We start from the raw sequence: 10,359 nt of genomic DNA on the forward strand, positions 1-10,359 counted from the left end.
GATGACAACTGGGGACAGCGCCGCGGCATGCTGTGGGTTACCGACGGCTGCCGCGCCGAATTCGTCGCCGAAGAGCGCGGGCGTGGCCGCTGGCCCGGGCGTGGGCGTGACCGTGATCGGGATGGCGAGCGCCTGGTCTGCGAATCCTACGAGAACAAGGAGAAACAGTGCCGCATCCGCGTCCGTCATGACGTGCGGCTGGTCAAGCAGAAATCGGTCACCACCTGCACCGAGGACCGCAACTGGGGCTGGGACCGACGCGGTGTATGGGTCAGCGACGGCTGCCGCGCCGAATTCCGCGTCTACTGAGTGCGATGGCTGCGGGCCCATCATCGCTAGAATGAAGCTCCCGCAGCAGGAAACACCGCATGGAACGCTGGTACTTGGCAACGATGATGTCCTTGCTGCTGCATCAGATCGATGCCGCGTTCTGGCAGGAGTGGCGGATGTTCCAGGTGCCCGGCGGCATCCAGGGATTCCTGCTGTTCAATCTGCTTGCCATCGGCCTACTGCTGCACGGTTACCGTCAGGTCGTGCTCGGCCTGGGCTCTGCGCGCCGCTACGCACTGCTATGCGGTGCGCTGGGTATCGGCACAGCCCTCATCCATGCAGGCTTCGCTGCGGCCGGTCGCGATGAATTCCACCTGCCGCTGTCGCTGCTCACGCTTCTGGCCTGCCTGGTCAGCGGCAGCGGTTTGCTGCGCAGCCGTCGGCGATGAACGTGCGGGCTCCAGCAGTTCGGATACGCGCGGCCGTGTGCACGGATCTTTCGGCACTGATCGCCCTGGACAGTGTTGCGGCCGGCGACCCACGGCGTGCCGTGCAGATCGGCCAGTGGCTGGCGGACGGCCACATGCACGTCGCCGAACTCGACGACACGCTGGCCGGCTACCGGGTCCAGCACCGGCACTTCTTCGGTGAAGCCTTCATCGAGATGCTGATGGTCGCCGCGCCACTGCGCGGACACGGCGTCGGCAGCGCGATGCTTCTGCATGCTACGTCGTGCAGCGCAGGCGCCAGGCTTTTCACCTCCACCAATCAATCCAACGCCAACATGCAGCGGCTGCTGGCAGCCGCTGGTTTCCATCAGTGCGGCATCGTGCACGGCCTCGACGAAGGCGATCCGGAGTTGATCTACCGCTTCGCCACTGACGATGTGAGGTAAGGCGCGACCTTCGCTTCAAGCAGCGCCATCAGCGCCGGATCCATGCAGCGATAGTCGTCGGGGATATCCAGGCAGTGCAGCGGCGTGTGTTGAAGCAGGCGGGCAAAATTCGCCTGCAGCCGATGCTGGTGCTTGGGCTCCATCACGAAGATGACATCAGCCCAGCGGATATCCGCTGGGCTGATGGGCCGGCGCGCATGCGGGCTGGTGCCTGCCGAGCGCGCACTGATACCTGGCCGGCGCTGCCACATCGCTTCAGCGGTGGGGCTGCGCAGCTGGTTGCGACTGCAGACAAACAACAGGTTCAACATTCCTGGTCCAGCAGTTGCCGCGGGCTGAGGACTGGATAGGTGAAACCCAGCTGGCGCGCCCGCAGCAGCTTGTCGCCGCGCGTATACATCAGCTTCCAGTTCTTTTCCGGCTTGAAGATCGACGGTGCTGCCGTGTGGTCGCCACCGTGGTGGCGCGACTGCGAGCGCCTCCAGGCGCGGTTCCTTTGCGTTTCCATGATCGTGTTCTCGTGAGTACCGGGTTCAGCAGCCGCGGTAGTACGAGTGCGCGCAGGATACAACGCCGCAACAAAAAAGCCCACGCATCGCTGCGCAGGCTTGTCTGTTACATCACAGTGGTCGGGACGGCCGGATTCGAACCGACGACCCTCTGCCCCCCAGGCAGATGCGCTACCAGGCTGCGCTACGCCCCGACTGATGCTGCGATGTGCCCGCCAGTGCGGCGGGCCGTGAAGTATAGCGGATTACGGCGGAAATGGGTCAGCGACGCAGCAGTTGCAGCACTTCTTCCAGTTCCATCCGCACCTGCTTGATGATCTGGTTGCTCAAGGCCGATTCCTCGCGCGCATCCGGACCATCCAGGCGCAGGCGCGCGCCACCGATGGTGTAGCCCTGTTCGTACAGCAGGCTGCGGATCTGCCGCACCATCAGCACGTCGTGGCGCTGGTAGTAACGACGGTTGCCACGGCGCTTGGCCGGCTCGAGGCTGGGAAACTCGGTTTCCCAGTAGCGCAGCACGTGCGGCTTGACGTCGCACAGTTCGCTGACTTCACCAATGGTGAAGTAGCGCTTGGCCGGAATCGGCGGAAGTTCGCGGTTACTGCCCGGATCCAGCATAAGCTTCCACCCTCTCCTTGAGCTTCTGGCCCGGACGGAAGGTAACCACCGTACGGGCGGAAATCGGAATTTCCTCGCCGGTCTTGGGGTTGCGACCCGGGCGCTGGTTCTTGCGCCGCAGGTCGAAATTGCCAAAGCCCGACAGCTTCACCTGACGTCCCTGTTCCAATGCTTCACGCAGCACATCGAAGAACGCGTCGACGAATTCCTTGGCTTCCCGCTTGTTCAGACCGACTTCGTCGAACAGCTTTTCCGCCATCTCCGCCTTGGTCAATGCCATTGCCTGCTACCCCCGAGTGCTGCCCGCTCAGCCGCGGATCCGGGCGTGGTGTTCACGCTCGATGGCAGTGACCGCCTCGGCCACTACCGCTTCCACGTCGCGGTCCGTCAGAGTGCGCGACTTGTCCTGCAAAATCAAGCCCATAGCGAGACTCTTGAATCCCGGCTCGACGCCCTGGCCGACATAGCGATCGAACAGGTTCAGCTCGCGCAGCAGCGGACCGGCAGCCTGGCGGATGGTCGCAGCCAGGTCACTCCAGGCCACCTGTTCAGGCACCAGGAAGGCCAGGTCGCGGCGCACTGCCGGGTAGCGCGACAGTTCACCGGCGCGCGGCAGCGCACGGGCCGACAGGGCCTCAAGATCCAGCTCGAAGGCGTACACGTCCACGTCGATGTCCATCGCCTTGGCCAGGCGCGGGTGGATCTGGCCGATCCAGCCGATCGCCACGCCGTCGCGGAACACCTCGGCCGAACGCACCGGATGACCGTAGCCGCGGGCGGACGGGCGGAACTCCAGGACCGCGCCACTGGCCGCAGCCAGCGATTCCAGGTCGCCCTTCAGGTCATGGAAATCGACCTTGCGGGTCGGCAGGCCCCACTGCACCGCCTGCGCTTCACCGCAGACCGCAGCAGCCACGCGCGAGGTTTCCAGCGGCGCCGGCTGGCCATCTCCGGCCTGCCGGGCGAACACCCGGCCGATCTCGAACAGGCGCACCCGGCCGAGCTGGCGGGCGGCGTTGCGGCCCAGCGTGGCGACCAGGCCCGGCAGCAGCGACGGGCGCATCACCGCCAGCTCGGCCGACAGCGGGTTGGCCAGCGGCACCAGGTTGTCGCGCAGCTGCCACTGGCTCAGCAGTGCGTCGTCGACGAAGGCGAAATTGACGGTTTCCTGCAGGTCGCGGGCAACCAGCTGGCGGCGAACGCTGAGCGTGTCCAGCTGGGTCTCGGTCGGCATCGCCACACGCGAAGCACCACCCGGCAGCGTGGTCGGGATCTGCTCGTAACCGTGGATCCGGGCCAGCTCCTCGATCAGGTCTTCTTCGATGGCGATGTCGAAGCGGCGGCTCGGCGCGGTGACCTGCCAGCCTTCGTCAGCGTCCACCACCTGCATGCCCAGCGCGCGCAGGATGCGCTCGACTTCGGCGTCTTCGATGGTGATGCCCAGCACGCGGGTGATGCGTGCGCGGCGCAGCAGGATCGTGGCCGGCTGCGGCAGGTCGGCCGCATGTACCGCCTCGGTCACCGGCGCCGGGGCACCGCCGGCCAGGTCCAGCACCAGGCGGGTGGCGTATTCGATGGCAGTACGCGGCAGCGCCGGGTCGACGCCACGCTCGAAGCGGTGGCCSGCATCGGTGTGCAGGCCCAGCTTGCGGCCGCGGCCCATGATCGCGGCCGGCGCGAAGTGCGCCGCTTCCAGGAATACAGCGGTGGTGGCATCGGTGACGCGCGTATCGAAGCCGCCCATCAGGCCGGCCAGGCCGACCGCGCGGTCAGCATCGGTAACCACCAGGAAGCTGTCGTCCAGCGCAGCGTCACGGCCATCCAGCAGCTTCAGGCTTTCATCGGCGCGCGAACGACGCACACCGATCGTGCCCTGCAGGGTGCCGAGATCGTAGGCGTGCATCGGCTGGCCCAGCTCAAGCATCACGTACTGGGTGATATCGACCAGCAGCGATACCGGGCGCACACCACTGCGGCGCAGGCGCTCGGCCATCCACAACGGGGTCTTCGCCGCGGCGTTGACACCTTCGATGACACGACCAAGATAGCGCGGCGCTTCGGCACCGGCGTCGAGCTGGATCGCCAGCTCACGGCTGCCACGGGCGGCGATCGGCTCTGCGATGAAATCCAGTACTTCGCTGCGCGTCGCTGCAGCAACGTCATAAGCGATGCCGCGGATGCTGAAGCAGTCGGCGCGGTTGGGAGTCAGCTTGATCTCGATGCTGGCGTCCGGCAGGCCGAGGTACTCCACCAGAGACTGGCCGACCGGCGCGTCGTCCGGCAGTTCCAGCAGACCGGAGGCATCGTTGTCCAGGCCCAGCTCCTTGGCCGAGCAGAGCATGCCGTTGGATTCGACGCCGCGCAGCTTGGCCGGCTTGATCTTCAACTCACCGATCTGCGCACCGACCATCGCCAGCGGCGCGACCAGGCCTGGGCGAGCATTCGGCGCACCACAGACGATCTGCAGCAGCTCAGCCTGCCCCGCATCAACCTTGCACACCTGCAGGCGGTCGGCTTCGGGATGGCGCTCGGCTTCGACGATACGCGCGACGACCACGTGCTGCAGGCCATCGCCAAGCGCGGTCACGTCTTCCACCTCCAGGCCGATGGCGGTCAGCACCGCGCTGAGCTCATCGCGCGAGGCAGTGGTCGGGACGTGGCTGCGCAGCCAGTTTTCGGAGAATTTCATGGGGTCACCCTGGTGGGCCCGGCGCATGCGCCTGGGCTTCGGATTCAAGTGCAGCCGGGCATGGCCCGGCTCTACTGGTTGTGGCTTACGCGAACTGCTTCAGGAAGCGCACGTCGTTCTCGAAGAACGCGCGCAGGTCGTTGACGCCGTAGCGCAGCATCGCAAAACGCTCCACGCCCAGGCCGAAGGCAAAACCGGTGTAGCGCTCCGGATCGATGCCAACGTTGCGCAGCACGTTCGGGTGGACCATGCCGCAGCCGAGCACTTCCAGCCAGCGGGTGCTGCCATCGGGTTGCTGCCAGGCGATGTCCACTTCCGCGCCGGGTTCGACGAACGGGAAGTAGCTGGGGCGGAAACGCATCTCGAAATCACGCTCGAAGAACGCACGCACGAACTCGGACAGCGTGCCCTTCAGATCGGCGAACGTGGAGTGCTCATCCACCAGCAGGCCTTCGACCTGGTGGAACATCGGCGAATGGGTCTGGTCGCTGTCGCTGCGGTAGACCTTGCCGGCGGCGATCATGCGCAGCGGCGGCTGGTGTTCGCCCATGTAGCGCACCTGCACACCGGAGGTATGCGTGCGCAGCAGCCGGCCGTCACCGAAGTAGAAGGTGTCATGCATGGCGCGCGCCGGATGGTGCGGCGGGAAGTTCAGCGCCTCGAAGTTGTGCCAGTCGTCCTCGATCTCCGGCCCTTCGGACAACTCGTAGCCCAGCCGGCCGAAGATGCCGGTGATGCGCTCGAGGGTACGGGTGATCGGGTGCAGGCCGGCGCGTTCGCCACTGCGGCCCGGCAGCGTGATGTCGATCGCCTCGGCAGCCAGGCGCGCATCGAGCGCAGCATCTTCCAGCACCGCCTTGCGTTCGCCCAGCGCGCTGCTCAGCGCGTCGCGGGCCTGGTTGATGGCCTCACCGGCCGCCTTGCGTTCGTCGGCCGGCAGCGCACCGAGCTGCTTGAGCTGCGAGGTGATGCTGCCGCTCTTGCCAAGCAGGGCCACGCGCAGCTGTTCCAGCGCGTCCGGGCTCTGCGCGGCGGCCACGTCGGCCAGCGCCTGGGAAGTGAGGGATTGGATGTCGCTCATGGGTAGCCGGAACTCCAGTCGGTCTGCCATCGCGATGCGCGAAGGGCCGCGCCGTCGCAACCGCTTGCCGGTCGCCCGCCATCTGCACGGCTGCGCCCGGCACAAAAAAGAATGGGGAAGGACTTGCGCCCTTCCCCATGCATTGCCTCAACCTGACACCGTTCTCCGTGAACGGCAACGGCATCGGGAAGGACTTATGCCGCCAGTGCGCCCTTGGCCTTTTCGGCCAGTGCAGCAAAGCCAGCTGCGTCGTGCACGGCGATGTCAGCCAGAACCTTGCGGTCCAGGGTGATGCCAGCCTTCAGCAGGCCGTTCATGAAACGGCTGTAGCTCAGGCCGTTGATGCGGGCAGCCGCGTTGATGCGGGTGATCCACAGCGAACGGAAGTTGCGCTTCTTCTGCTTACGGCCGATGTAGGCGTACTGCTGTGCCTTGATGACCGCCTGCTTGGCGACGCGGAAGACCTTGCGACGGGCATTGTAGTAGCCCTTCGCCAGATCAAGGATTTTCTTGTGGCGGCGACGCGCCTGTACGCCACGCTTTACTCGTGCCATGTATCAGTCCTCAGAGGTAGGGAAGCATGCGGTCCAGACGGCCTGCGTCTTCTGCGCGGACGTGATTCGTCTGACGCAGGTTACGCTTACGCTTGGTCGCTTTCTTCGTGAGGATGTGGCTACGGTTGGCGTGGCCGCACTTGTACTTGCCCGAGGCGGTCTTGCGGAAACGCTTGGCCGCTGCCCGGTTGGTCTTGATCTTGGGCATTGCAATGTCCTTGATGGGATATGACCCTGGTTTCTGACTGATCTGGCGGCGGCCTGGGCCGCTCTTTCCGTCCTGCCATGATCGGCGTACGACCCGTCCTGGGTGGGTCGAGCCGGGCATGATACAGGCAAATCCGCCCTGTAACCAGCCCCCACACCGTTTTCACACCGAGACCGGCCCTGCCCGCCCCGGAAAAGCAAAAGGACGCCAGCGGCGCCCCTTCACCTTGATCCATTCAGCCGCCAGGCGCCCCGCGAGGCAGCCCGTCAGGCCTCAGGTCTTCTTCTTCGGCGCGATCATCATCACCATCTGACGCCCTTCCAGGCGCGGACGGGATTCGATGACGATGTCCTCGCCCAGATCACCCTCGATCCGGCTGGCCATCTCGCGACCCAGTTCCTGGTGGCTCATTTCACGGCCACGGAAACGGATGTTGACCTTGATCTTGTCGCCTTCTTCAAGGAAACCGCGCATCTTGCGCAGCTTGATCTGGTAGTCGCCCTCGTCCGTGACCGGACGGAACTTCACTTCCTTGATCTCGACCTGCTTGGTCTTCTTCTTGGCCTCGCTGGCCTTCTTCTGGGCTTCGAACTTGAACTTGCCGAAGTCCATGATCTTGCACACCGGCGGGTCTGCCTGCGGCTGGATCTCGACCAGGTCCAGACCTTCATCTTCGGCCATGGACAACGCTTCGTCTCGCGTCAACACGCCGATCATTTCTCCGTCACTGCCGATCACGCGGACGCGCGGCACACGGATTTCCTGATTCTTGCGGTTCTGTTTGTTGTCAGGGGTACTGATATTGCGATCTCCCAAGGGTGTCGAACCCGGCCCGGGCGCCAATGCGCACGGGCCGGACCTTTGTTTACGCGCCCTCGGCCTGGAGCCGCTCGGTGAAGGCCTGAAGGCTCATGCTGCCGAGATCTTCGCCAGAACGCGTACGCACCGCCACAGCGCCGTTTTCCTTCTCGCGGTCACCAATGACCAGCAGGTACGGCACGCGCTGCAGCGTGTGCTCGCGAATCTTATAGCCGATCTTCTCGTTACGCAAATCGGCGCTGACGCGGAAGCCTTGATCCGCAAGGCTTTTGGTCACCGCAGAGACGTATTCAGCCTGCGCATCGGTGATATTGGCCACCACCACCTGGGTCGGCGCCAGCCAGGCCGGGAACTGGCCGGCGTGGTGCTCGATCAGGATGCCCAAGAAACGCTCCATCGAGCCGACGATGGCCCGGTGCAGCATCACCGGATGCTTCTTCTGGCTGTTTTCGTCCACGTATTCAGCGCCCAGACGGCCGGGCATCATGAAATCGACCTGCATGGTGCCCAGCTGCCAGGTGCGGCCGATGGCGTCCTTCAGGTGGTACTCGATCTTCGGGCCGTAGAAGGCGCCCTCGCCCGGCAGCTCCTGCCATTCCACCCCGCAGCTGGACAGCGCCGAGCGCAGCGCGCCCTCTGCCTTGTCCCAGGTGGCGTCATCGCCCAGGCGCGATTCGGGGCGCAGCGCAATCTTGACCTGGATCTCCTCGAAGCCGAAGTGCTGGTACACCGCCAGCGCCTGCTGGTGGAACGCGGTCACTTCCGCCTCGACCTGGTCTTCGGTGCAGAACACGTGACCGTCGTCCTGGGTGAAGCCACGTACGCGCAGGATGCCGTGCAGCGCGCCGGAGGGCTCGTTGCGGTGGCAGGCGCCAAACTCACCGTAGCGGATCGGCAGATCGCGGTAGCTGTGCAGCCCCTGGTTGAACACCTGCACGTGACCCGGGCAGTTCATCGGCTTCAGCGCGTAAGTACGCTTCTCCGACTCGGTGAAGAACATCGCGTCCTGGTAGTTGTCCCAGTGGCCCGATTTCTGCCACAGCGACACGTCCAGGATCTGCGGGCAGCGCACTTCGCCGTAGCCGGTGCTGCGGTACACCTTGCGCATGTACTGCTCGACCACCTGCCACAGCGCCCAGCCCTTCGGGTGCCAGAACACCAGGCCCGGGGCCTCTTCCTGCAGGTGGAACAGGTCCTGCTGCTTGCCGATGCGACGGTGGTCGCGCATCTCCGCTTCTTCGATGCGCTTGATGTACGCATCGAGCTGCTTCTTGTCGGCCCAGGCGGTGCCGTAGACGCGCTGCAGCTGCTCGTTCTGCGCGTCGCCGCGCCAATAGGCGCCGGAAATGCGGGTCAGCTTGAAGGCCTTCAGGAAGCGCGTGTTGGGCACGTGCGGGCCGCGGCACATGTCCACGTATTCCTGGTGGTAGTACATGCCCATCGCCTGGATGTCAGGCGACATGTCTTCGATCAGGCGCAGCTTGTAGTCCTCGCCACGGGCCTTGAAGATCTCGATGACTTCCGCGCGCGGCGTCACTTTCTTGATGACGTCGTAGTCCTGCGCGATCAGCTCGCCCATGCGCTTTTCGATCGCCGCCATGTCTTCGGGGGTGAACGGACGCTCGGAGTAGATGTCGTAATAGAAGCCCTCGGCGATCACCGGGCCGATCACCATCTTCACGTCCGGATAGAGCTGCTTGACCGCGTGGCCGACCAGGTGGGCGCTGGAGTGGCGGATGATTTCCACGCCCTCCTCGTCCTTGGCGGTGATGATGCGCAGGGACGCATCGTGGTCGATGACATCACTGGCATCGACCAGCACGCCATCCACCGAACCGGCGATGGTGGCCTTGGCCAGGCCGGCGCCGATCGACTGGGCGACGTCCATGACGCTGACGGGGTTTTCGAATTCGCGGCGGCTGCCGTCGGGAAGGGTAATCGTGATCATTGCAATGGCTTCATGCGGGGCCCGTCGTGGCGGGCTGGAAAGCGCTCCCGGGCTGTCGTCCGGGCAATAAAAAAGCGCCGCGAGGGCGCCTGGAATGCAGGGCCTTCGGGGCAGGTCAACAGTGGGCGGTGGTAGTGCTCATGTCGCACGCTCGGCCGGCGCAGTGCGCGGGCCACCTTGGTTCCAGGATGTGGTTGCCCGTGATCTTAAACCAGCGGCGGACAAAGCCCAAGCGGTGCCTGAATGGCGCTGGCTGGCGGCGTGAAAACGCAATGATTACCATGTCCGCGCAGCCCGCCCCGTGCCGGCCTGCCCGCTTCCCCCCAGGATCCTGCAATGCGCCACCCGCCCCGACCGGCGCCTGCCGGTCCCGCCCGTGCCCCGCGTTCACCGGCCGTATGCCGGGCCCGGAGCCCCCGATGATTACCGTTGGCCTGTCGACCCTGGGCTTCTGCAGCCTCGGCATGCTGTCGGCGATGTTCTCCGCGCTGGCCTTCTATGCCGCCTCCCCGCACTGCCGCTGGCCACGCCTGCGCCGTGCCGGGCGCCTGGGCCGGCAGATCGGCCTGGTCGCTGCAGTCGCTGCGCTGTGGCTGTGGATGGCCGAACTGGGCTTTGCCGCCGGCTTGGTGGCGATGCTGTGCACCTGGATGCTGGCCGCCATGCTGCTGCCGGCACTGGCCGCGTGGCACCGCCCCGATGTGGAGCCGCGCTGATGTGGTCGCGCGCACTGGCCGGCATCTTCGCCGGCTTCTTCCTTGCCGCTGC

14 protein-coding genes and 1 tRNA gene are annotated in these 10,359 nt (G+C 65.3%); 4 read left to right on the top strand and 11 right to left on the bottom strand.

Annotation, left to right across the window (positions count from 1 at the left end; all coding sequences use genetic code 11):
- From AB4Y84_RS05100 to AB4Y84_RS05110, 3 genes are all read left to right on the top strand, one after another.
- Positions 1-309 (top strand): DUF3011 domain-containing protein (locus AB4Y84_RS05100; RefSeq protein ID WP_442249845.1); only part of this gene is annotated, 309 nt, incomplete at its 5' end.
- 59 nt (positions 310-368) lie between these two features.
- Positions 369-719, top strand: a complete 351-nt coding sequence (locus AB4Y84_RS05105; protein WP_442244069.1) for a DUF6713 family protein — start codon at positions 369-371, stop codon at positions 717-719.
- Between the two features lie 101 nt (positions 720-820).
- On the top strand, positions 821-1,165 hold the full coding sequence (locus tag AB4Y84_RS05110; RefSeq protein ID WP_312786684.1) for a GNAT family N-acetyltransferase: 345 nt from the start codon (positions 821-823) through the stop codon (positions 1,163-1,165).
- Here the strand turns inward: AB4Y84_RS05110 and AB4Y84_RS05115 are convergent.
- The 11 genes from AB4Y84_RS05115 to thrS form a co-directional block, all read right to left on the bottom strand.
- A complete protein-coding gene (locus AB4Y84_RS05115; protein WP_223495870.1) occupies positions 1,135-1,476 on the bottom strand; it encodes a low molecular weight protein tyrosine phosphatase family protein in 342 nt (113 codons plus the stop codon). The genes AB4Y84_RS05110 and AB4Y84_RS05115 overlap by 31 nt on opposite strands.
- Positions 1,470-1,673 (bottom strand): hypothetical protein, encoded by a 204-nt coding sequence (locus AB4Y84_RS05120; protein WP_312786683.1) that lies wholly within the window; start codon positions 1,671-1,673, stop codon positions 1,470-1,472. The genes AB4Y84_RS05115 and AB4Y84_RS05120 overlap by 7 nt, the downstream gene beginning before the upstream one ends.
- Before the next feature lie 118 nt (positions 1,674-1,791).
- Positions 1,792-1,868 (bottom strand) — tRNA-Pro (locus tag AB4Y84_RS05125).
- A 67-nt stretch (positions 1,869-1,935) separates the two neighbouring features.
- Complete coding sequence (locus AB4Y84_RS05130) at positions 1,936-2,292, bottom strand: MerR family transcriptional regulator (RefSeq protein WP_005410431.1); 357 nt, start codon at positions 2,290-2,292, stop codon at positions 1,936-1,938.
- Entirely contained in the window at positions 2,273-2,572 is a 300-nt protein-coding gene (locus AB4Y84_RS05135; RefSeq protein ID WP_005410432.1) for an integration host factor subunit alpha, read from the bottom strand. Before AB4Y84_RS05135 ends, AB4Y84_RS05130 begins: the two co-directional genes overlap by 20 nt.
- A gap of 27 nt (positions 2,573-2,599) precedes the next feature.
- The gene (pheT, locus tag AB4Y84_RS05140) at positions 2,600-4,981 is read right to left on the bottom strand and encodes a phenylalanine--tRNA ligase subunit beta (RefSeq protein WP_428705125.1); all 2,382 of its coding nucleotides are present in this window, start codon (positions 4,979-4,981) and stop codon (positions 2,600-2,602) included.
- An 85-nt stretch (positions 4,982-5,066) separates the two neighbouring features.
- On the bottom strand, positions 5,067-6,062 hold the full coding sequence (gene pheS, locus AB4Y84_RS05145) for a phenylalanine--tRNA ligase subunit alpha (RefSeq protein ID WP_089236281.1): 996 nt from the start codon (positions 6,060-6,062) through the stop codon (positions 5,067-5,069).
- A gap of 194 nt (positions 6,063-6,256) precedes the next feature.
- Entirely contained in the window at positions 6,257-6,616 is a 360-nt protein-coding gene (gene rplT, locus AB4Y84_RS05150) for a 50S ribosomal protein L20 (RefSeq protein WP_005410435.1), read from the bottom strand.
- A 10-nt stretch (positions 6,617-6,626) separates the two neighbouring features.
- Complete coding sequence (rpmI, locus tag AB4Y84_RS05155) at positions 6,627-6,824, bottom strand: 50S ribosomal protein L35 (RefSeq protein WP_002811096.1); 198 nt, start codon at positions 6,822-6,824, stop codon at positions 6,627-6,629.
- A gap of 273 nt (positions 6,825-7,097) precedes the next feature.
- Positions 7,098-7,640 carry a translation initiation factor IF-3 gene (infC, locus tag AB4Y84_RS05160; protein ID WP_089236282.1) on the bottom strand — a complete coding sequence of 181 codons (543 nt, stop codon included), beginning with the start codon at positions 7,638-7,640 and terminating at the stop codon, positions 7,098-7,100.
- Positions 7,641-7,689: 49 nt separating this feature from the next.
- Complete coding sequence (gene thrS, locus AB4Y84_RS05165; protein WP_025876257.1) at positions 7,690-9,591, bottom strand: threonine--tRNA ligase; 1,902 nt, start codon at positions 9,589-9,591, stop codon at positions 7,690-7,692.
- A gap of 419 nt (positions 9,592-10,010) precedes the next feature.
- On the opposite strand from thrS, the gene AB4Y84_RS05170 reads away from it, so the two are divergent.
- Complete coding sequence (locus AB4Y84_RS05170; RefSeq protein WP_025876254.1) at positions 10,011-10,307, top strand: hypothetical protein; 297 nt, start codon at positions 10,011-10,013, stop codon at positions 10,305-10,307.
- The last annotated feature ends 52 nt before the right edge of the window (positions 10,308-10,359 follow it).

The organism is Stenotrophomonas sp. 2YAF22, from assembly GCF_052114665.1.
In the GTDB taxonomy this organism is placed as follows: domain Bacteria; phylum Pseudomonadota; class Gammaproteobacteria; order Xanthomonadales; family Xanthomonadaceae; genus Stenotrophomonas; species Stenotrophomonas indicatrix.

Excerpts from the sequence above, each read along its gene's own strand:
- AB4Y84_RS05105 (WP_442244069.1), top strand. The coding sequence starts at position 369 with ATGGAACGCTGGTACTTGGCAACGATGATGTCCTTGCTGCTGCATCAG.
- AB4Y84_RS05115 (WP_223495870.1), bottom strand. The coding sequence starts at position 1,476 with ATGTTGAACCTGTTGTTTGTCTGCAGTCGCAACCAGCTGCGCAGCCCC.
- AB4Y84_RS05120 (WP_312786683.1), bottom strand. The coding sequence starts at position 1,673 with ATGGAAACGCAAAGGAACCGCGCCTGGAGGCGCTCGCAGTCGCGCCAC.
- AB4Y84_RS05130 (WP_005410431.1), bottom strand. The coding sequence starts at position 2,292 with ATGCTGGATCCGGGCAGTAACCGCGAACTTCCGCCGATTCCGGCCAAG.
- AB4Y84_RS05135 (WP_005410432.1), bottom strand. The coding sequence starts at position 2,572 with ATGGCATTGACCAAGGCGGAGATGGCGGAAAAGCTGTTCGACGAAGTC.
- pheS (WP_089236281.1), bottom strand. The coding sequence starts at position 6,062 with ATGAGCGACATCCAATCCCTCACTTCCCAGGCGCTGGCCGACGTGGCC.
- rplT (WP_005410435.1), bottom strand. The coding sequence starts at position 6,616 with ATGGCACGAGTAAAGCGTGGCGTACAGGCGCGTCGCCGCCACAAGAAA.
- rpmI (WP_002811096.1), bottom strand. The coding sequence starts at position 6,824 with ATGCCCAAGATCAAGACCAACCGGGCAGCGGCCAAGCGTTTCCGCAAG.
- thrS (WP_025876257.1), bottom strand. The coding sequence starts at position 9,591 with ATGATCACGATTACCCTTCCCGACGGCAGCCGCCGCGAATTCGAAAAC.
- AB4Y84_RS05170 (WP_025876254.1), top strand. The coding sequence starts at position 10,011 with ATGATTACCGTTGGCCTGTCGACCCTGGGCTTCTGCAGCCTCGGCATG.